General features: G+C 57.1%; 17 protein-coding genes. 10 read left to right on the top strand and 7 right to left on the bottom strand.

Features of this window, described 5'->3' with window-relative positions:
- Positions 1-589, bottom strand: a 589-nt coding sequence (locus GS632_RS21995) for a PepSY domain-containing protein (RefSeq protein ID WP_216601733.1), incomplete at its 3' end; no start/stop codon positions are given.
- A gap of 192 nt (positions 590-781) precedes the next feature.
- On the opposite strand from GS632_RS21995, the gene GS632_RS08580 reads away from it, so the two are divergent.
- On the top strand, positions 782-1,855 hold the full coding sequence (locus tag GS632_RS08580; protein ID WP_171721264.1) for a hypothetical protein: 1,074 nt from the start codon (positions 782-784) through the stop codon (positions 1,853-1,855).
- 222 nt (positions 1,856-2,077) lie between these two features.
- Here the strand turns inward: GS632_RS08580 and GS632_RS08575 are convergent, their stop codons facing one another.
- Together GS632_RS08575 and GS632_RS08570 are read right to left on the bottom strand one after the other, a co-directional pair.
- Positions 2,078-2,266, bottom strand: a complete 189-nt coding sequence (locus GS632_RS08575) for a hypothetical protein (protein WP_171176537.1) — start codon at positions 2,264-2,266, stop codon at positions 2,078-2,080.
- 448 nt (positions 2,267-2,714) lie between these two features.
- The gene (locus tag GS632_RS08570; protein WP_171176539.1) at positions 2,715-3,728 is read right to left on the bottom strand and encodes a LacI family DNA-binding transcriptional regulator; all 1,014 of its coding nucleotides are present in this window, start codon (positions 3,726-3,728) and stop codon (positions 2,715-2,717) included.
- Between the two features lie 107 nt (positions 3,729-3,835).
- Between GS632_RS08570 and GS632_RS08565 the strand changes: the two genes are divergently transcribed.
- From GS632_RS08565 to GS632_RS08550, 4 genes are all read left to right on the top strand, one after another.
- Positions 3,836-6,157: a DUF1989 domain-containing protein gene (locus GS632_RS08565; RefSeq protein WP_171711811.1), complete on the top strand. Its 2,322-nt coding sequence runs from the start codon at positions 3,836-3,838 to the stop codon at positions 6,155-6,157.
- Between the two features lie 35 nt (positions 6,158-6,192).
- Complete coding sequence (locus tag GS632_RS08560; protein WP_171176544.1) at positions 6,193-7,161, top strand: glycine betaine ABC transporter substrate-binding protein; 969 nt, start codon at positions 6,193-6,195, stop codon at positions 7,159-7,161.
- Positions 7,162-7,223: 62 nt separating this feature from the next.
- The gene (locus GS632_RS08555; protein ID WP_171721284.1) at positions 7,224-8,273 is read left to right on the top strand and encodes a glycine betaine/L-proline ABC transporter ATP-binding protein; all 1,050 of its coding nucleotides are present in this window, start codon (positions 7,224-7,226) and stop codon (positions 8,271-8,273) included.
- A gap of 10 nt (positions 8,274-8,283) precedes the next feature.
- Complete coding sequence (locus GS632_RS08550) at positions 8,284-9,801, top strand: proline/glycine betaine ABC transporter permease (protein WP_171176548.1); 1,518 nt, start codon at positions 8,284-8,286, stop codon at positions 9,799-9,801.
- A 327-nt stretch (positions 9,802-10,128) separates the two neighbouring features.
- On the opposite strand, the gene GS632_RS08545 is transcribed toward GS632_RS08550, so the two are convergent.
- Entirely contained in the window at positions 10,129-11,271 is a 1,143-nt protein-coding gene (locus GS632_RS08545; RefSeq protein ID WP_171721285.1) for an aminotransferase, read from the bottom strand.
- A 649-nt stretch (positions 11,272-11,920) separates the two neighbouring features.
- Between GS632_RS08545 and GS632_RS08540 the strand changes: the two genes are divergently transcribed.
- From GS632_RS08540 to GS632_RS08520, 5 genes are all read left to right on the top strand, one after another.
- The gene (locus GS632_RS08540) at positions 11,921-12,880 is read left to right on the top strand and encodes a dihydrodipicolinate synthase family protein (RefSeq protein WP_171176552.1); all 960 of its coding nucleotides are present in this window, start codon (positions 11,921-11,923) and stop codon (positions 12,878-12,880) included.
- Positions 12,871-13,803, top strand: coding sequence for a proline racemase family protein (locus GS632_RS08535; RefSeq protein WP_171176554.1), 933 nt, complete (start codon positions 12,871-12,873; stop codon positions 13,801-13,803). The genes GS632_RS08540 and GS632_RS08535 overlap by 10 nt, the downstream gene beginning before the upstream one ends.
- A 66-nt stretch (positions 13,804-13,869) precedes the next feature.
- Entirely contained in the window at positions 13,870-15,120 is a 1,251-nt protein-coding gene (locus GS632_RS08530; protein WP_171721286.1) for an FAD-binding oxidoreductase, read from the top strand.
- Positions 15,121-15,197: 77 nt separating this feature from the next.
- Positions 15,198-16,223, top strand: a complete 1,026-nt coding sequence (locus tag GS632_RS08525) for a proline racemase family protein (RefSeq protein WP_171176557.1) — start codon at positions 15,198-15,200, stop codon at positions 16,221-16,223.
- 128 nt (positions 16,224-16,351) lie between these two features.
- On the top strand, positions 16,352-17,032 hold the full coding sequence (locus GS632_RS08520; protein ID WP_171176559.1) for a GntR family transcriptional regulator: 681 nt from the start codon (positions 16,352-16,354) through the stop codon (positions 17,030-17,032).
- An 11-nt stretch (positions 17,033-17,043) separates the two neighbouring features.
- On the opposite strand, the gene bhcD is transcribed toward GS632_RS08520, so the two are convergent.
- The 3 genes from bhcD to bhcB all read right to left on the bottom strand — a co-directional run bounded on the left by bhcD (position 17,044) and on the right by bhcB (position 20,261).
- The gene (bhcD, locus tag GS632_RS08515) at positions 17,044-18,024 is read right to left on the bottom strand and encodes an iminosuccinate reductase BhcD (RefSeq protein ID WP_209509419.1); all 981 of its coding nucleotides are present in this window, start codon (positions 18,022-18,024) and stop codon (positions 17,044-17,046) included.
- A gap of 86 nt (positions 18,025-18,110) precedes the next feature.
- A complete protein-coding gene (bhcC, locus tag GS632_RS08510) occupies positions 18,111-19,274 on the bottom strand; it encodes a 3-hydroxy-D-aspartate aldolase BhcC (RefSeq protein ID WP_171176562.1) in 1,164 nt (387 codons plus the stop codon).
- A 12-nt stretch (positions 19,275-19,286) separates the two neighbouring features.
- Entirely contained in the window at positions 19,287-20,261 is a 975-nt protein-coding gene (bhcB, locus tag GS632_RS08505; protein ID WP_171238017.1) for a beta-hydroxyaspartate dehydratase BhcB, read from the bottom strand.
- Positions 20,262-20,266: the final 5 nt, after the last annotated feature.

The raw sequence follows: 20,266 nt of genomic DNA, 5'->3' as shown, positions 1-20,266 counted from the left end.
TGCCGCCGCCATTGCCGCCACCGTTGCCGCCGCCATTGCCGCCACCGTTGCCGCCGCCATTGCCGCCGCCATTGCCGCCACCGTTGCCGCCGCCATTGCCGCCACCGTTGCCGCCGCCATTGCCGCCACCGTTGCCGCCGCCATTGCCGCCGCCACCGTTGCCGCCGCCATTGCCGCCACCGTTACCACGGTTTTCGCTGTTTCCACGGGTGGTCGAAGCGCTCTGGCTGCTTTTTGTTCTGGTCGAACTGGAGCGCGCGGCCTCGGAGATCTGTTGGCCAACACTCGAGCGGTTCGAGACCACCGTGCCGGTCCTGGCATTAACGATTACACTTACGATCTTTCCGCCCGGTTTCTTCACCAGAATGCGGTAGTATATGTCGCCTGATATGAACGCTCGCGCGTCAACTGGCGTTCCGCCGAATGCACTTTCCACACCCTTGATGACACGCTTCAGTCGGATCGCGTTTCCTGACAACGTCGCCTTGCGCAACTCGGTCTGTTTGAGTTCGCGTGCGTCAGCCGCCGCTTTCCCGGCGGATAAAGCGGTTAGTAACGCCGCTACCAACATTATAGCTCTGGTCTGCATCGGACTCTCAAACAGTTTCGAACCAGATTACATGGGTGGACGTGAACCGATGATGAACAAGCAGTTAGCCCTGCGTTCAAGTGCATTCAAGTCAAATGGCAAGAACGATCAGTGATTCGATTGCGGTTCGAGCTAATAGAATGCGGCGGCCAGCCTTGGTAAGCTGTTCGCACATGACTTGAGGAGATTGTCATGAAAACCACCAGTCGCGGATTGCTTAAGGCTTCCACAGTTGCGATTGCCCTATTGGGCTCCACGGCCGTTGTTGCCACAGTTGCAGCTCCTGATTTTGCCTATGCCATGGAAGGCAAAGGAAATGGCGGTGGTAACGGTGGCGGAAAAGGCAACGGGAATGGTGGTGGCAACGGCGGCGGCAATGGTAACGGCGCGAAAGGAGATAGCGGTGATCGCAGCGCGGCCGGAAACAGCAGCCGTGGGAACAAAGCCGATTCAAACCGTGGCAGCACCAGAGCCGGGAAATCTGGTAGTGGCAAATCAAAATCGCAATCTGCCCACTCCGGACAAAATAAGGGTGGCGGGTTTTCCCTGAAGGGCCTGTTCACTGGAAAAGGGACCAAACGCAAATCGGCGTCTTCGCCAAAACGTGTAACAACAAGCGGCACGCACAACACCAAGACGGCTCATCGGTCCACGAGTGTGGAAGAGTCCATACGCCCGGTCACCCGCCCCAAACGTTACCATGTCGAAGAAGAGCTTGAAGCTCATCCCTCTGAGCTGGGTGCACTGAATGCGGCCCATGCAAGCCCGACTGCGCTGGAAAATGCCGCTCCGAATTCCCGAGTCGGCAGAATTGCCGCCTATCGGGACACTGTACTTGCCGGAGAGGCCTTGCGTGAGGATTTGGCCGAACAACTGGAGGAACTTGAAGATTTGGATCCGCCAGAGCGAACGTTGTCGGAAATCGAGAATGATTTGGAGGCCGCTTTGGGTGAAGTTCAGGACAATCGCGATAGGGTTCAAGAGCTTGAGCAGGCGTTGGAAGATGCCGGTGGCATGGACCCAGACATAGAAGCAGACCTGGAAGAGGCGCAAGCGGACCTGGATACCTCAGTTGATGCGGCTAAAGATCTGAATGACGAAAAACAGGCTGCTATCGACTACAACGAGGCCGTCGAAGACCTGGGAGAACTGGCGGAGCGTGTTGAAGAGCAAGATTTGGCTGAGCGAGAAGCGCTTGAAGCTGCAGCCAACAAGCCTGTCACTGACGAGGTCGAAGAAAAAGTAAAATCGCTTCTGGGACTTTAATATTAGTCTTCACGCGCTATCGATCACTCGCGGACGTATTGAAGCTGGGCCAGCCGTATCACTGACGTGAACGCGGCTGGCCCAAATTAAATTGATCTGCCGTTTCGATCATTGCGGCTTTCAAAAAATAATCCCGCCCCAAAATGGGGCGGGATTTCGATTACAATTCTGATCTTTAGGACGAATATCGAGAATTGTTCGGGGGCGCCAGCTGACTTGCCTTCAGACGGCGCTATGAGCCTCGGATAGCCGCTTGTTTTTTATGATTTCTGTTAGTGCATTTTCAATAGGAGGGAAGCGACCATTGCTCGGTTTCATCTTGGTTTGCAGACGTTCTTCAGCGTATTTGCCAGAAGTCTGCATCGCAGCTGTTGCGCCACAGTCTTCAGTCATAAAGGCAGGCTTATTCATGCTGTTCCCCTTATTTCAACCAAACGAAACACACTTCGTTCGATCCAACATGGTCACTATGCCTAATCTTGGTTGAACACACTGAGAATACATTGTTCATGTTCGGTTAACGTTGTTCGCGAAACAAGAACTATCAAACGTTGAGCCGTGCACGCTGATACCCTCAACGCACTCACAGAGCGTTTGTGCTGTATTGACCCTGCGTGAAAACTGGCGCTGAAATGCGCCGCGGCTAGAGAAGAAGTGACTTCTCTATAAACCGTAACCCCTGGTTCTCAGACCGTCTCCACACCGGGTTGAGCTATCCAAACAACTGCGTCGCAAGGTGCTGCCTTTAGACTATCGGCGCGCAGGCGTTTAATTCGCGAATTGAACAGAACTTGAACAAAAAGACGCCGCTTTTAGGGCTGCTAGATCTGACCGAATGGCACAGTGGCATTGAAGCTAGTCAGAGCAGGGACCGGGTGGAGTTCCTGACGATGAGGCGGGCATGCAGTTTTTCGGAATGAGGCGCTTGTTGCGTTGTGATCCATTGCGCCAATCCATCTGCAGCACGTTCACCCATCTGGGACACGGGCAGGTGCACGCTGGTCAAAGGTGGTACCGTGACAGCCGAGGTTGGTAGGTCGTCGATGCCAATCATCGAAACCTGCTCTGGAACTGAAATCTTGCTGGCTTGCAGGCCGAGCAATACCCCTAATGCCACAACATCGGAAAGGCATAAGATGGCGTCCGGCAGACGAGGTAAGCTGCAAATGTGATCGGCAACGTTCGCCCCGCCCTGATGGCTGATCTGAGTTTCAAACGTTGTTAGCTTGCCGTCAAACACATAGGTCTTAAGGCCATCAAGGCGCGCTCTTGTTCGGTCGTTGTCGCGAACTGGCCCGTGAACTACAGCGATGTCTTTGTGCCCAAGTTCGGCCAGGTGATGCAATGCAAGTTGCGCTGCGGCCGCGTTGTCGTATCCGATCGTTGGCAGGGCGTTATCTGACTCATAGAAAGACGTGATGATGGTCGGAATCATAGTACGCTCGAGCAAGTCGTGCATAGCTGCGCAATGCGTAGCTCCGGTGACAATTAAGCCTTCCGCTCCGATATCGATCAGACTTTTTGCTTTCTCTGCCTCGGTGTCGGGATTCGAATCTGTTGTTGCCACGACCAACGATAATTGGTGCTCCGACAGTTTTCGTTCAAGCGCCGCAAGAAACCGGGCAAAGATCGCATTGTCCAACGTGGGGATCAGAGCGCCGACAAATCGGGTTCGGCCGGAATTGATTGCTCGGGCCGCGGCGCTGGGAACGAATTTCAGCGTGGCAATGGCAGCCTGAACTTTCTCTAATGTGTCCTTTTTAACCAAGCCTGGTTCATTCAAGACGCGAGACACAGTGGCAACAGACACGCCCGCAGCCTTTGCCACATCTCTGAGGTTTGCGCGTTTCTTAGGCTCCGAGGCTTTTTGCATTTCTGTTTTTTCGGTCCATTTTTCAGGTTCCTTAAGAAAGAGTTGACATATGTAACTAGTTTCATCAACCTCTGTAACTAGTTACATTTCGGGACTCCTTCGGCGAAATGCAGGGATCAACTGTATTACATACGTTCAACAACGCAGGGCTCGACGGCCCGGGTCGCCTGTTTCCGGGTTTTCCAAAAGCCTCTGGTGCTTGCACATATACACTTGCCCCGCGCGAGGCTGTCCGCCTGATTGTGAAGCCAGGAGATTTGCTTTCGATAGAAGGGCTTGGGCCGTCACAGCCTTTGGACGTGGTGGCCCTCGCTGATGATGGGCAACCGATGTTGGCGGCGCTAAACCTGACAGAGAACGGGGCGGTCAACTGGGGTGCATTTGACAGCGCTCAACTTGCAGGCTGGATCGCTGCTCGAGGCGGAGACGAGCGGGTTCCTTGTTGCCGGTTGGACAAGACGTCGGATTGCCTGATTCTACGAGCGGATCACGCGATTACGCTTTGGGTGATTCACGTCTCCGACATCGACGAACTGATCCAGGGCAGGGCGACCGGAAGCATTACGGTTCTACATAAAGTTGCGAAAGTCCAAACGCCGCAGTTGCCGCCTTTGTTGGGGGACACACGGGATGAATTCACTGTGCCGAGCGGCAGCGCGATTGCTTATGAGCTTCAGGCCGGGGAGTTTGTTCAGATCATTGATGTCGAAGGTCAGCAATGCTCTGATTTTATGGCGCTGCGAGCTGATGGGTTGGAATGTGGACACGAGTGGATGATCGACTCGACCGCGACCCGATCGATGGTGCGGCGGTCTTATCCGGGGCCGGGATTGCTGGACAAGTTTTTTGACCGTGAAATGCGTCCGTTGCTTAATGTGCTTCAAGACACGTGTGGGCGGCACGATACCTTCGGGTTGGCTTGCACCGCACGCGGCTATGAAGAGCGAGGCTTCCCCGGCCATCTCAATTGCTCGGACAACATGACAAATGCGCTGGCGCCATATGGGGTGGCGCGACGGGCGGCTTGGCCTGCGATCAATTTCTTTTGGAACACGTGGATTGATCCGGTCACACATCACATTCTGACCGAAGAATCTTACTCGCGCTCAGGTGACTATGTTGCATTGCGGGCGCTTGAGGACTTGGTCTGTGTTTCGACGGCCTGCCCTGATGATATCGATCCGATCAATGGCTGGAACCCAACGGACGTGCACGTGCGTATATACCGCCCTGAAACACCGATCCGCCGAGCGGTTGCTTATCGCGAAAAGGAAGACGCCCCCATGTCGATCAGTCAGGAATCCGCCTTTCACGAGCGGCTATCCCCGCTGACACAGCATTTCGCCCCGGCGCGTGATCTGTGGGCACCCGTCAGTTACCCCGCTTATGGCAGCTTGGGTGAATACTGGGCCTGTCGTGAGGCCGTGACTGTGCAGGACATGAGCGGTTTGCGCAAATTCGACATTGTCGGCCCAGATGCCGAGGCTTTGATGCAATTGGCCACGACACGCAACGTGGCGAAACTGCCGGTCTGGCGCGGCTCTTACACGCTGATGTGTGACGAGAGCGGTTCGGTCATCGACGATGGCACCTTGTTCCGCCTCGCGCCTGAAATTTTCCGCTGGTGCTGTGGATCGGAGGAAAGCGGGCGCGCTTTGCAGGAACTGGCAGATTCACGCGGATTGCAAGTACGGGTTCATGCGCTGCGTGGTGCGATGCCGAACCTCGCCATTCAAGGCCCGAAATCCCGCGACCTGCTGCGCAAGATCGCCTTCACACAGCCGCATGTGCCAAGTCTGGATCATCTGAAATGGTTTGGTGTCACCATTGCGCGTCTGAATGACCGTGAGGGCGCGCCTTTCATGCTGTCGCGATCAGGTTATACCGGCGAATTGGGGTACGAGATTTTTTGTACCAAATCCGATGCGGTCGCGATTTGGGATGCGGTGATGGCCGCCGGCGAAGAATTCGGGATCACCCCGATGGGTTCTGCGGCGTTGGATATCATTCGGATCGAGGCGGGGCTGGCTGCTGCCAACGCAGAATTTGCACCGGGTGTAGATGCGTTCGAGGCAGGCTTGGGCTTTGCCGTCGATCTGACCAAAACCGAATTCACCGGCAAGGCCGCACTGGAACGCAATGCCCGCGAACCACGCCGAGTGCTCAAGGGGCTGTTGATCGGCTGTGATGATGTGCCCGCCCACGGTGCACCCATCTATGCGGGCGAGCGACAAGTGGGCGTGGTCACCTCAGCGACACGTTCGCCGATGTTGGAACACGCGATCGCGATGGCACGGCTTTCCGTTGAACACGCGGACAACGGCACTCAATTGGATGTTGGCCAGCTTGACGGGCGGATGAAACGACTGCGCGCCACTGTCTCGGACACACCTTTCTTAGACCCGCAACGAAAGCGGGCGCGCGCCTGACGGTGTAAGTAACTCACAGCAAAGGGAGAATAGACTTGAAGAAACTGACATTTACCGCAACATTGGCGCTGGCGCTGGGTGCAACAACTGCGATGGCGCAGGAAAAGGTCATGGTGGGTGAGCCCAGTTGGCCTGGCGCCAAAATCATGAGCCGGGTGATCGGGCAGGTGATCGAAACTCGTCTGGGAGGAGAGGCTGGTTATGCCCCCGGTGCCAACGCGGTGATCTTTGCGGCCATGGATGGCGGACGTGGCGATATCGACGTTCACCCGGATGTCTGGCTGCCGAACCAATCCTCATTCACGGACGAATACGTGGATCAAAAGGGCACTGTCGCACTGTCTTCGGGCAGCTATGAGGGTCGTGCCGGGATTTGCGTGCCGAATTACATGGTTGAGGATCACAACATCCGCTCAATCTACGATTTGGCCACACCCGCAGCGCAAGAACTGTTCGACTCGGATGGCGACGGCCTGGGCGAGGTTTGGGTTGGTGCTTCGGGATGGGCCTCGACCAACACCTTTAAAGTGCGGGTTCGGGATTACGGGATTGAGACTTTCCTAACGCCGACCACCGAAGACGAAACTGTGTTCTATTCGCGACTGAAGGATCAGATTGACCAGAAGAAAGGTGCAGCCTTTTATTGTTATGCGCCGCACTACGTCCATGCGCTCTACGATGTGACCATCTTGGAAGAGCCAGAACATGACGCGGCCACCTATAAAATGGTGCAGCCCGATCAAGATGCCGACTGGTATAACAAATCCCATGTCAGCACGGGCGAGCCGGTCAAAACCGTGACCGTGGCGCATTCAAAATCACTGGAAGAGCGCAACCCAGCAGCGGCATCTTTCCTTGCCAATATCGACATGGATGCAGGGCAACTGAGCGCTCTGACCTATGAGGTCGTGGTCAAGGGTCGCGACACAGATGAGGTCGTGGCAGAATGGATCGCGGCAAACGGCGATACTGTCGACAGCTGGTTGGGACTGGCCACCAACTGAAGCCTGTGCGCCCCTGTTTTGCAGGGGCGCCATTCAACACAATCTACAGCGGTGAGGCCAATATGACAGCGGATATTGCAATCGACGCAAAAGGCGTGTGGAAAGTGTTTGGTGCACGCTCGCAGGAGGCGTTAAACGCCATCCACAGCGAAGGGCTGAGCAAGGCCGAGGTACTGGAGCGCTTCAACTGCGTTGTCGGCGTGGCCGATGCCAGCTTCGAGATCGAGCGGGGTGAGCTGTTCTGCGTCATGGGCCTGTCGGGCTCGGGCAAATCGACCCTTGTGCGCCATGTGAACCGCCTTCTGGAACCCACAGACGGCAATATCTATCTGGATGGTGAAGACGTGATGGGCTTGAATGACGAGGGCCTGCGAGATCTGCGCAACCGGCGCGTTGCGATGGTGTTTCAGAACTTTGGCCTAATGCCTCACCGCACTGTCCGCGACAATGTGGCGATGCCGCTGGAAATCCGGGGCACCGGCAAGGCCCGTCGCTGGGAAGAGGCGGACCGGGTGCTCGAACTGGTCGAGTTGAACGGCTGGGAAGATAAGTACGCGCACGAGCTTTCGGGCGGGATGCAGCAACGCGTGGGTCTGGCCCGCGCCATCGCTGCAGACCCGGAAATCCTGTTGATGGACGAACCGTTTTCGGCCCTTGATCCGCTGATCCGAAAGCAGTTGCAGGATCAGTTCATGGAGCTCAGCCATAAGCTCAACAAGACCACGATGTTCATCACTCATGACCTTGACGAAGCGATCCGCATCGGACACCGCATCGCGATTATGAAGGACGGGCGCATCGTTCAGATCGGCACGCCAGAAGAGATTATCTTAAACCCAGCAGACGACTATGTAGCGGACTTTGTGGCGGGGATTTCCAAGCTCAACATGATCTTCGCCCATGCGGTGATGAAACCTGTGGACGAGTTCGAGGCGCATCACGGCGAAATTCCCAACGACGCCAAAGAAGCGCATCCAGACATGGACCTTTCCGATCTGATGAACCTATGTGTCGACGGCCACGGTGTTGTGGCTGTAACGCAGGATGGCAAGACCGTGGGCGTAATCAACCGTGCGGGTCTGATCCGCGCGATTCAGGACAGTCAGGCATAGGGGGACCGATATGAAACATGTTGATGTGCAACAGATCCAACCGGAAACCGCCGACCGTCTGAACGCTCTGATCGGCGATTTTGTAGGGCAGGGGCAGTCCTATTACCAAAAGACATTTGCCTATATGATGCAGGCCCCCGGTTATCGTTTCACACTGAACAAAGCGGCAGCGATTCTGGGTCCTATCTGGTTCGGGGCACGCGGCCTTTGGTCGTGGTTTCTGGGGTTCTTGGTGCTGGAAACGCTGGCATTTATCCAGATCGGGCTTGGACTTTTTGGCGATCTCGGACGGGACTTCCGCGAGCGCGCGCAACAGATCGAGCAGACGCTGGAACTGCGCCGCCAGCAAATTGCTGCGGCAGAACAATCCGGCTCGGCCTCGCTGGACTCCCTGAAACGGGCATCGGAATCTCTTGAAGGGGCTCTTGCGAATGCGCAGGAGGCGGCACGCACGGCGGATTCGACCGGTATAACTTACTTGATTATCGGGGTCGTCCTTCTGTTGGCCGTCAAGTTCCTTGCCGCGTCGTTAGCCAACTGGACATTGGAGGGGCAATTTGCACGATGGCGTTCTGATCCCAGCGTGGCGCATGGTTGGTCTGGTACACGTTTGATTGTTGCCACGGCACTGACCGCTGTGGTTGTGATTTTGTCGATGATCAAATTTGCCCAGCCGGACGCGTTGGCTGTGCTCAAGACCTTCCCGACCAATCGCGACTGGCGTTTGAACGTGGGTGACGGGGTGCAGGCGGTGTTCGAATGGACCAAAACCGCCGGGCGCGGCTTTTTCGATGGACTGACCTATGGAATGCGCACCCTTCTGGATTGGATCGAGGTTGTACTGGTTGATACCCCCTGGCCGGTGGTCGCGCTGGTGATCATCATGCTGGCGTACCTGTCAGCCGGTCCCCGGGTCGCCATCTTTACCGGTGCTGCGCTTGCCTATCTGGGTCTGTTGGATTTTTGGGAAAAAGCGATGACCACGATTGCCCTGCTGGGCGCGGCGGCGCTGATCTCGATTACCCTGGGAATTCCATTGGGCATTTATTGCGCTCGTCGCCCACGTGCCTTTGCCATCGTTCGTCCCATTCTGGATTTCATGCAGTCGATGCCATCCTTCGTTTATCTGATCCCAGTTGTGGCCTTCATCGGATCGGGCAAGCCCGCGGGCGTTGTTGCAACCATGATCTTCGGTAGCCCACCGGTTATCCGCTTTACAGTGCTGGGTCTTCAGCAGGTCCCAGAAACTGTTCGAGAAGCAGCGCTGGCGTTTGGCGCAACGCCTCGCTACCTGCTTTGGCGTGTGGATTTGCCGCTGGCCCACAAAACGATCATGGCTGGTGTTAACCAAACCATTCTGATGTCACTTGCCATGGTTGTCGTTGCTTCCCTGATCGGGGCAAAGGGCTTGGGCGAAGACGTATTGGAAGCCTTGCAATACGCGGCGGCGGGACAGGGTATTCTTGCTGGCCTTGCAATCTTGTTCTGTGCGCTGATCTTGGATCGCATTGTTGCGGGTAAACGGTAACGCTGAGCTTGAGGGCGGGCTTTGTGCAACCGGGCAAATGGGCTTGTTGCTTAAGCATTTGGCTCGTTACAACCCGAGTAACGTGTCTAGGCGATCGAAACAGTTACATCGCCTGGACACCAGCAGGAATGCGAAATGGGCCGAAAATGATCGGCTTGGCGATGCAACAACGGCTAATGAGCGAGTTGCGCTAAGACCACGTTGCCGCCAGCTTTTCTCTATCGCTCCGGGGAATTCCGTCGGCAAAAGCGCCAGGAAGTCCGAAAGCTGAATGCGTCGGGGCGTACTATCCAGGGGTCGCCGAACAGCCAGCCATGCCAAGCGCCGTCAGTGCCCTGCATCTTTCGCCGTGCTGTGGCGCGCCAAAAAGCCTGAGAACTTTTCCAGCCCTGCTTTAAGATCCGCCGTCGGATTGGAGTAGCCAAGCCGCAGCCAGCCCTCCATATCCATCGCGCTGCCAGGTGTCAGCATCACGCCTTCTTCTTCTAAAAGCGTAACACACAAGTCGCGTGAAGACATCGCCAGGTCGTACTTGAGTAGCGCGGTGGTACCTGATTTTGGCGGTACCCAACTCAGCAATGGTTCGTTTGCGATCCAATTTTCTACGATACGCAGGTTCTCACGGGTGATCCGTCGGGCACGGGCCAGAATCTTGTCACGGTTCTCAAGCGCCATGGCCGCGAGCAATTCGTCAACCTTCCCAACCGAGATAGTGTTGTAGTCGCGATGGATCATCACGTCATGCAGCATCTCTTTCGGTCCCGCGATCCAACCGACCCGCAACCCTGCCAACGAATACGCCTTGGACATACCCGCCGTGCTGATCCCTTTTTCATAAAGATCGGCTATGGCGGCCGTAAATCCATCACCCTTCTGATCGGTGCCGCGATACACCTCGTCACATAAGAGCCACGCATCGACGCTGCGCGCTATTTCGACAATCTGTTCCAGCATGGTGCGGTCTATCAAAGCGCCGGTCGGGTTGTTCGGATTATTGATTGCAATCAACCGCGTGTCATGTCGAACCATAGCGCGGAGCTTGTCGAGATCGGGCAGAAACGCGTTTTCCGGTGTCAGGTGCAAGAGTTCGATATCAGCGCCGATGCTTTCGGGGATCGAGTAATGTTGCTGATAGGTTGGGATCACCGAAATCACATGATCGCCGCGCGAAACCAATGTTTGATGTACCAGTGAATTGGCCCCGATTGTTCCATGGGTCGTCAGGATATTGTCGCGGGTCTGATTTTCATACAGACTGCAGATAGCGTCACGCAAACGATGAGATCCTTCGATTGCGCCATATGTCATCTTTAGGGCCGACAGATCATTCAGAATATGATTATGCTGGCCAGCCATCTCAAACAGCTCACCCAGTGTGATGGACTCCACACAGGTTTCTGCCAGGTTGAGATCGCACTTGGTTTCGAACTCATTCATCCACATCTCAACGCCGAAAGGCCTGATTTCCATCGGTCTCTCCTTCAATGTCAATTCATCCGAAGCCGCGTTTTTGGATGGCGCGCTCCACAAAAGGTATCTTTGGGACCAATCCGACAAAGCCGAAAGAACACAGGCTTTTGCCAGGTGGATTGTCTTAGGTACCGGTTTGCGGTGTTGTCTCATTATTTGCCTGATGCTGTCCATGTCGCGTTACGGAGTTCACCGACAAAAAAAGCCTGTTGCCGATGGGCGGCATTTTTTCCAGTCCGTCGGAACTGACTATTCGGGTGCACGGGGCGCTGGTTGCAGAACTTAATGGACAGCCATGGGCTTAATTACAATGACTGCTCCAAGCCTGTTCACGAAACGCAACGTGCTTACCTGTGCTGAATTCCAGGATGTGGCTTCCTTCGGTCAAACAGAACTGGATTTTGGATACAAAATCCGATACGGCATCACTGTCAGATGATTCAGGAGGACTGCGTTTGAAACCCTGCGGCTATAGTGACCCAAGACTTGTGCCACAAATTCCGAGCCTTCGGACATGTTCGAAAGGGGTCGCATTTTACATTTCGCTTGAGCCAATGAAACCTACGGGAAATGTCTCAGCCACCTGTAAACACCAAGCATACACGCGCAAAGCGCTCACACCCCTACAACCTTGAGGAACGTTATCTTCATGTCTCAAAACATCTTCACTGGTACCATGCCCGCCCTAATGACCCCGTGCAAAACGGATCGAACGCCGGATTTCGATAGCCTCGTTAAAAAGGGTAAGGAAATGATTGCGGCAGGCATGTCTGCCGTGGTGTATTGCGGCTCAATGGGTGACTGGCCCTTGCTGTCTGATGCTGAACGGATGGAAGGCGTGGAACGTTTGGTCGATGCCGGTCTGCCGGTGGTTGTCGGCACAGGCGCGATCAACTCGAAATCCGCCGTGGCACTGGCAGCGCACGCGCAAAAGGTGGGCGCGGCGGGGCTTATGGTTATCCCCCGCGTACTGTCACGTGGGTCCTCTGTCGCGGCACAGCGCAATCATTTCAAGGCCATACTGTCCGCAGCACCCGACGTTCCGGCCATCATTTACAACAGCCCGGTCTATGGATTTGCCACAAGGGCCGATCTGTTCTTTGCCCTGCGGGCCGAACATCCTAACCTAGTAGGGTTCAAGGAATTCGGTGGCAAGGATGACCTGCGCTATGCGGCAGAGCATATCACCTCGCAAGACGATCAGGTTACGCTGATGGTGGGTGTAGACACCGAAGTCTATCATGGCTTTGTAAATTGCGGGGCCACCGGCTCGATCACCGGGATTGGAACGGCGCTGCCGAAAGAGGCGCTGCTATTGGCCGCCTTGTGCCAGAAAGCAGCGGCCGGTCATGCCGACGCCCGTCAGCGTGCGCGCGAGTTGGAAGAAGCCTTTGGTGTGTTGGCCAGCTTTGACGAGGGCACTGATCTGGTGCTGTATTACAAGCATCTGCTGGTTCTGAACGGGGAAGAGGAATACCGCCTGCATTTTGTTGAAACCGATGAATTGTCGGATGCGCAGCGCAATTATTGCGAACAGCAATACAACCTTTTCCGCACCTGGTTTGCCGACTGGTCAAGCCAGGGTGGGGTGATTGCTGAATGCATGTGATCGACAGCCATACCGGTGGGATGCCCACACGGGTGATTTTGGATGGTGGCCCTGATCTGGGATCGGGGCCGCTGGCCGAGCGTGCCCGTCTGTTGGCCACCGAGCATGAGGCGTTCTATAAATCGGTTCTGCTGGAGCCACGTGGACAACCCGGAATGGTGGGCGCGCTTCTGGTGCCCCCCGAAGACCCGAACTGTGAAACCGGTGTGATCTATTTCGATGCCGACGCGGTTTTAGGCATGTGCGGACATGGCACCATCGGGCTGGGGGTGACGCTGGCGCATCTGGGTCGGATTACGCCGGGCACGCACAGGATCGAAACTCCGGCGGGTCTGATCTCGGTCGAACTGCTGGACGCCAATACTGTACGGGTCACCAATATTGAAAGCCGCCGAGTTCGGGCGTCGGTTTCGATTGAAGTTGAAGGCCACGGTCAGGTGACGGGTGATCTGGCTTATGGCGGAAACTGGTTCTTTATTGTCGACCCCAGCCCGATTGCGGTTGAGACCGGCAACATCCGCGCTCTGACGGATCTGACCATTGCCATCCGCGAAGCCTGTATCGCGCAGGGTGTGACCGGCGAGAACGGAGAAGACGTGGATCACGTGATCTTGCAGGGCAAATCCCCATCGCAAGGTATTCACAGCCGCAACTTTGTGCTGTGCCCGGACGATGAATACGACCGGTCCCCATGCGGCACGGGCAGTTCGGCGCGTCTGGCCTGTTTGGCTGCTGATGGGGTGCTGGCTCCGGGGGAGGAGATCATACAGGAAAGTGTGATCGGCAGCCCCTACCGGCTGAGCTACCAACCCGGTCCTAACGGTGGAGTCATCCCGACCCTGACGGGGCAGGCCCATGTCATGGCTGAGGGTAAATTGATCTTCGCTCAGAACGATCCGTTCTGCGCTGGGATCTACCTGTGACATAAAAACCGGGGACCGGTGTAATTCGGTCCCCGGACATGAAGCAAGATTTGAGAACATCTGGCCATGCAGCAAGACATAAAAGCGGATATTGTTGTAATCGGCGCGGGTATCGTCGGAATCAGCGCTGCGCTGGAGCTGCAAAAGCGCGGCAAGCAGGTTCTGATGCTGGACCGCGAAGGTATCGGGGCAGGGGCGTCGAAAGGCAATGCCGGGGCGTTTGCCTTTACCGATATCGTGCCGCTTGCCACGCCCGGGATCATGCGCAAAGCGCCGAAATGGCTGCTCGATCCTTTGGGTCCGCTGTCGGTGCCGCCCGCTTATGCATTGAATATCGCACCCTGGATGCTGAGGTTCTGGCGGGCCAGTTGTCGGGACCACTACGACGCGTCGCTGTCGGCGCAAGCTGCGCTGATGGACCATTGCCGGGCGGCGCTGGAGCGTCAGATCAAAGACGTGGATGGCGAGGTGCTAATGCAGCGCGATGGTCAGTTGCAGCTGTTCGAAGGCGAAGCCGAGTTCCGTGCCAGCTTGCCCACTTGGGACTTGCGCCGGGACCATGGCATTCCCTTTGATCTGTTGGACAGTCCGGATGCAATTGCCGAGATTCAGCCCGGTCTTGATCATCGGTTTACCCATGCAGGTTTTACGCCCACCTGGATGAATACGGTCGATCCGGCCCTTTGGACCAGCCATCTGGCGGCGAAGTTCACCGCGAGAGGAGGTCGTGTTGAGATTGCAGGTGTCACTTCTCTGACGCCAACCGAAGCGGGGGTTCGCCTGACAACTGCCAGCGGTGAAGTTTCAGCCAATCAGGTGATCGTGGCGGCAGGGGCGTGGTCACATCAATTGGCCAAGACGCTAGGGGATCACATTCCTCTTGAGACAGAGCGCGGGTATAATACCACCCTGCCCAAAGGAGCCTTTGACCTGCGTACGCATCTAACGTTTGGCGGGCACGGATTTGTTGTGACACGGATAAACGACGGTGTGCGTGTCGGCGGTGCGGTCGAACTCGGAGGGTTGAAACTCGCCCCGAATTACAAACGCGCCGACACGTTGCTGGCCAAAGCCGGACGGTTCCTGCCCAAGCTCAACTTGGAAGGGGGCAAGCAATGGATGGGTTTTCGTCCGTCTCTGCCTGACAGCCTGCCGGTTATCGACCGCGCGGCGCGGGCACCGCAGGTCCTTTATGCTTTCGGCCATGGCCATCTGGGGCTTACTCAATCCGCAGGCACGGCTGAGCTGATTGTAGATCTGGCCATTGATGGGAAACCGTCGCTTGATGTGACGCCTTTTGCATCCACACGGTTTTGACCCGGAAGATGGGCGATTGCCGTCAATTCGAATTCGAGGCGCCGAACGCCTGTCGCATACCATGACTGAGGAACCAAATGCGTAGCAGCAAAACGATACATGTGATCTCGGCTCATGCTGAAGGCGAAGTGGGGGATGTGATTGTTGGGGGCGTCAGCCCGCCACCCGGCGACACGGTTTGGGCGCAACGCAGTTTCATTGCGCAGGACCAAACCCTGCGCAACTTTGTGCTGAACGAACCGCGGGGTGGTGTGTTCCGCCATGTCAATCTGCTGGTGCCCCCGAAACACCCCGAAGCTGATGCTGCGTGGATCATCATGGAACCCGAAGACACGCCACCCATGTCCGGATCGAACTCGATCTGCGTTTCGACTGTGTTGCTGGATGGCGGGATCATTCCGATGCAGGAACCCGAAACGCACATGGTGCTTGAGGCCCCGGGTGGATTGGTCCGGGTGCGGGCGGAATGCAGCAACGGCAAGGCGCAGCGCATTTTCGTGCAGAACCTGCCCAGTTTCGCCGACAAACTGTCGGTCCCGCTTGAGGTGCCGGGGATGGGCACGATCATCGTGGATACAGCCTATGGCGGCGACAGTTTCGCAGTTGTCGACGCAAAGGCGCTGGGATTTGAAATCGCTGAGCACGAAGCCCGCGATATCGCCCGGTTGGGCGTAAAGATCACCAATGCCGCAAATGAACAGCTTGGGTTTTCGCATCCCGAGAACCCGGATTGGGACCATATCTCGTTCTGCGCCTTTTGCGGCCCGCTCAGTGAAATCGAAACGGGCCTCTCCGGAAAGTCTGCGGTGGCGATCCAGCCGGGTAAGGTTGACCGCTCGCCCACGGGAACAGCGGTGTCGGCACGGATGGCGCTGATGGCGGCGAAAGGGCTGATGAAGCCTGGTCAGAGTTTCGAAGCGGTCTCGATCATCGGGTCGCGCTTCACCGGGCGGATCGTCGGCACGGCGCAGGTTGGGGATCGCGCGGCGATCATACCAGAGATCAGCGGGCGCGGTTGGATCACTGGTATTCATCAGCACATGCTTGATCCCGACGACCCGTGGCCAGGCGGGTATCGTTTGTCGGATACCTGGGGTGTTTGAATGCGCAATCTCCGATCCCGTATCCGTTCACGCGGATTCGTCCCGCCGATGCCAGTTCTTTGGTTCGGCTTGGAGAGGCTGCAAAAAATGGGTACCCCTATCTGAAATACTGCAGGGCAAAATCTGAAATGGCAGGTAAACGCGCAATCACCAAGCAGAGCTTACCGGAGGTTATTGCAAATGACCTGCGTGAACGCATCCTGAGCGGTGATCTCTCCGAGGGTGAAACGATCCGGCAAGAAGCTCTGGCCGAAGAATATGATGTTTCACGGATGCCGATCCGTGAAGCGCTTAAACGTCTGAATGCCGAAGGTCTGGTGCAATGGGCCAACAACCGAGGCGGTTCAGTCACCAAGCATTCCCTCAGTGAAATAGGCGAGATTTTCGATTTGCGCATCCTGATCGAAGTGGATCTGTTTCGCCGTGCCATTCCGAATATGACATCCGCTGATTTCGCGCGGTGCGATGAGATTTTGACCCAGATGGAAGCGTCTTATGACGAAAACGACGTGGGTAAGTGGGGCATTTTGAATTACAAATACCATTCGGCGCTTTACGCCGCCTCGCAACGTAAACTGACCAATGAATTGTTGGACCGCATCAATCTTCAATCTGACCGTTATGTTCGTATGCATCTGAGTGTGATGAAACAGCGTGAACCGGCAAAGAAGGACCACCGCGACCTGCTGCAGTTGGCGCAAGAAGGCAAAACTGATGAAGCCTGCGATGTTTTGGTCCGCCACATACGGCGAACCAAAGAACAACTTTTGGACATGATCGCCTCGAAACGCGCGGCTGAAGAGGCGTAATCGGGCCTATTTCAAAGTACCACGCGTGTTACGTTTCCTGTCTCTTCCGCCATCCGAGCTGCGACATTGGCGACGGCGAGGTCTTGTAGTCCGACGCCAGTGCCATCGAAAAGGGTGACTTCGTTTTCGGAAGTTCTTCCGGGATGATCATTGTTGATGACCGCACCTATTGAGGTGATCCGGTCTTCGGCAAGAGTGCCGTCCTTAATAGCGTGCTGGGCCTCGCCGATGGTGATGGACTGTGCGACCTCGTCGGTGAAGACTGTGGCGGCTGCGACCAGCGCGGCGTCGACCTCTTGTTTGCCTTTGGTGTCGGTGCCCATGCAGGCTAGGTGGGTGCCGGGTTTGATCCAGTCTTTCATCAGCAGTGGCTCGAAGGCCGAGGTGATGGTGATGATGACATCCGCCTGTGCACCCAGGTCCTCTGGGCTGACGGCCTCGAACTCCAGACCCAGCTCGGTTGCGACCGCGCCCAGGCGGGGCAGCATCTCGGGGTGTGGGTTCCAGGCGACGACTTTTTCAAAGTCGCGCTGCTCGGCGGCGGCGCGCAGCTGGAAGGTCGACTGGTGGCCTGCGCCGACCATGCCCAGCACCTTGGCATCCTTGCGCGCCAGATGGGCAATCGACACGGCCGAGGATGCAGCGGTGCGCACGGCGGTCAGGTAATTGCCGCCGACCAGTGCCGAGAGCCGTCCGGTATCGGGGTCGAACAGGAAGACGGTGGACTGGTGATTGGTCAAGCCCTTGTCCATGTTGCCGGGCCAGTAGCCGCCGGATTTGACACCCAGCACTTGACCGGCTCGGTCAAAGCCGGATTTGAAGCCATAAAGCGCATCAGCATATCCGATTGCCTCACGAATGACGGGGAAGTTATAGGCGTCGCCACGCGCCATGGCGGCAAAGACGTCCTGAACCGCGTCGAAGGCCTCGCGGCGTCCGACCAGTTGCTGGCAGAGGTCTTCTCCAACGATCAGCAGGGGTTTGTCTGTCATATCTTTCATGACCTTTTCCTTGAGCTTTGGGGTGCAGGTCCGGGCGGCAGGGGAAGGGATAACTGCCGCCCGGGACGCATGTGCGGCTAGTAAGCCTTGCCGCGCGCGGAGACCGGCCAAAGCGCTTCAACTTTGCCGTTCCGAACACCCACATACCAATCATGCACATTGGCGGTCGGGTCACAGTGACCGGGCACCAGATGAAGCTTGTCATTGACCTTGAGAACACCGTCGGGGTCGGCGACCACGCCGTGCTCGTCCGAGCATTTGACATATTCCACATCCGTGCGCCCGAAGATCACCGGCAGGCCGCTGTCCACGGATTGGGCCTTGAGACCGGCATCCACGATGGCCTTGTCGGCCTTGGCATGGCTCATGACGCTGGTGAGGATGAAGAAGGCGTTCTCCCACTCTCCCCGGTCGATGCGGTTGCCGTTTTCATCCAGGATGCGGCCATAATCGGCATCCATGAAGGCGTAGGAGCCGCATTGCAGTTCGTTATACACGCCCGAAGTGCTCTCGAAGTAATAAGACCCGGTACCGCCGCCGCCGACGATGTCACAGTCCAGCCCTTCGGCGGCCAGCCCGCCCACGGCGTCTTTGACTTGCGCCACGGCGATGTCGATCTTGGCTTTGCGGTCCTCATACAGATCCATGTGCTGCATCGCGCCCTGATAGGCCTGGATGCCCGCAAACTTCAGCCCCGGGGCCGCGTCGATGGCCTTGGCAATCGCGATCACTTCTGGCGTGGTGGTTACGCCGCATCGACCCGCGCCGCAGTCGATCTCGACCAGACATTCGATCTGGGTGCCGTGGTGCTGCGCGGCCTCGGACAGATCGGCGACATTGTCGATATCGTCAACGCAGCAGATCGTGCGCGCGCCCAGCTTGGGCATCCGCGCCAGACGGTCGATCTTGGCCGGGTCGCGCACCTGATTAGACACAAGCACATCCTTGATGCCGCCACGGGCAAAGACCTCGGCCTCCGAGACCTTTTGGCAGCAAATGCCACAGGCCCCGCCCAGCTCGACCTGCAGCTGCGCCACGTCGACAGATTTGTGCATCTTGCCATGCACCCGGTGACGCATGCCGTGGGCCTTGGCATAATCGCCCATCTTCTTGATGTTGCGCTCCAGCGCGTCCAGATCCAGCACCAGAGCCGGGGTTTGAATCTCGGATGCGTCCATGCCGATGGCGGCGGGGATGTCATAGCCAACCTCAAGCTGGTCGATATTCACAGGCATATTCATCTCACTTCCTCCTCAGCCCTGGGTCCAGGGCAATTTGTCCAGATCCACGTTGCCACCCGTGATGATCACGCCGACGCGTTGGCCTTTGAACACCTCGGGGTGTTTCAGGATCGTCGCCAGCGGAACGGCGCAGCTGGGCTCCATCACGATGCGCAGGTATTTCCAGGTGATCTTCATCGCGGCGATGATCTCGTCTTCGCTGGCGGTGTGGATGTCGCGCACAAAGTTCGACACAAAGTGCCAGGTGTTTTCTTTCAGCGGCACTTTCAGCCCGTCGGCGATGGTGATCGGTGCGTCGTCGGCGATGATGTGACCAGCCTTGAAGCTGCGATAGGCGTCATCGGCCTGTTCCGGTTCCGAGGCATAGATCTGCACCTCGGGCGCCAGGTTCGACAGGGTCAGGCAGGTGCCCGAGATCATGCCACCGCCGCCGATGGGCGCAACCACCGCGTCCAGCCCGTCGGTCTGTTCCAGCAGCTCCGCCGAACAGGTCGCCTGCCCCGCAATCACGCGCGGGTCGTTATACGGGTGCACGAACTCGCCGCCTGTGCGGGCCTGCACCTCGGCAAACACCACCTCGCGCGAGGTGGTCGAGGGCTCGCATTCGGTGATGATCCCGCCATAGCGGCGCACCGCGTCCTTCTTGGCCTGCGGTGCCGTGCGCGGCATCACCACGTTGCAGGGAATGCCCCGGCGGCCCGCCGCATAAGACAGGCTGAGCGCATGGTTGCCGGAAGAATGCGTGCAGACGCCGCGCTCGGCGGCCTCGTCATTCAGGCCAAAGACCGCATTGCAGGCCCCGCGCACTTTGAAAGCGCCCGCCTCCTGGAAGTTCTCGCATTTGAAGAACAGCTGCGCGCCGGTCAGATCGTCCAGATACTCCGACCGCAACACCGGGGTGCGGTTGATATGGGGTTTGATCCGCTCATGCGCCTCGCGCATATCGGCGATGGTCAGGCAATCGGCTGTGGTCATTGCATCCAACATCAGAG

It is taken from the genome of Ruegeria sp. HKCCD7296 (genome assembly GCF_013110775.1).
In the GTDB taxonomy this organism is placed as follows: Bacteria; Pseudomonadota; Alphaproteobacteria; order Rhodobacterales; family Rhodobacteraceae; genus Ruegeria.
This window is presented reverse-complemented; position numbering and strand designations above follow the sequence as displayed.

Excerpts from the sequence above, each read along its gene's own strand:
- GS632_RS08565 (WP_171711811.1), top strand. The coding sequence starts at position 3,836 with ATGCAGGGATCAACTGTATTACATACGTTCAACAACGCAGGGCTCGAC.
- GS632_RS08530 (WP_171721286.1), top strand. The coding sequence starts at position 13,870 with ATGCAGCAAGACATAAAAGCGGATATTGTTGTAATCGGCGCGGGTATC.
- GS632_RS08550 (WP_171176548.1), top strand. The coding sequence starts at position 8,284 with ATGAAACATGTTGATGTGCAACAGATCCAACCGGAAACCGCCGACCGT.
- GS632_RS08570 (WP_171176539.1), bottom strand. The coding sequence starts at position 3,728 with ATGCAAAAAGCCTCGGAGCCTAAGAAACGCGCAAACCTCAGAGATGTG.
- GS632_RS08555 (WP_171721284.1), top strand. The coding sequence starts at position 7,224 with ATGACAGCGGATATTGCAATCGACGCAAAAGGCGTGTGGAAAGTGTTT.
- GS632_RS08540 (WP_171176552.1), top strand. The coding sequence starts at position 11,921 with ATGTCTCAAAACATCTTCACTGGTACCATGCCCGCCCTAATGACCCCG.
- bhcC (WP_171176562.1), bottom strand. The coding sequence starts at position 19,274 with ATGAATATGCCTGTGAATATCGACCAGCTTGAGGTTGGCTATGACATC.
- GS632_RS08580 (WP_171721264.1), top strand. The coding sequence starts at position 782 with ATGAAAACCACCAGTCGCGGATTGCTTAAGGCTTCCACAGTTGCGATT.
- GS632_RS08520 (WP_171176559.1), top strand. The coding sequence starts at position 16,352 with ATGGCAGGTAAACGCGCAATCACCAAGCAGAGCTTACCGGAGGTTATT.
- bhcB (WP_171238017.1), bottom strand. The coding sequence starts at position 20,261 with ATGTTGGATGCAATGACCACAGCCGATTGCCTGACCATCGCCGATATG.
- GS632_RS08525 (WP_171176557.1), top strand. The coding sequence starts at position 15,198 with ATGCGTAGCAGCAAAACGATACATGTGATCTCGGCTCATGCTGAAGGC.
- bhcD (WP_209509419.1), bottom strand. The coding sequence starts at position 18,024 with ATGACAGACAAACCCCTGCTGATCGTTGGAGAAGACCTCTGCCAGCAA.
- GS632_RS08545 (WP_171721285.1), bottom strand. The coding sequence starts at position 11,271 with ATGGAAATCAGGCCTTTCGGCGTTGAGATGTGGATGAATGAGTTCGAA.
- GS632_RS08535 (WP_171176554.1), top strand. The coding sequence starts at position 12,871 with ATGCATGTGATCGACAGCCATACCGGTGGGATGCCCACACGGGTGATT.
- GS632_RS08575 (WP_171176537.1), bottom strand. The coding sequence starts at position 2,266 with ATGAATAAGCCTGCCTTTATGACTGAAGACTGTGGCGCAACAGCTGCG.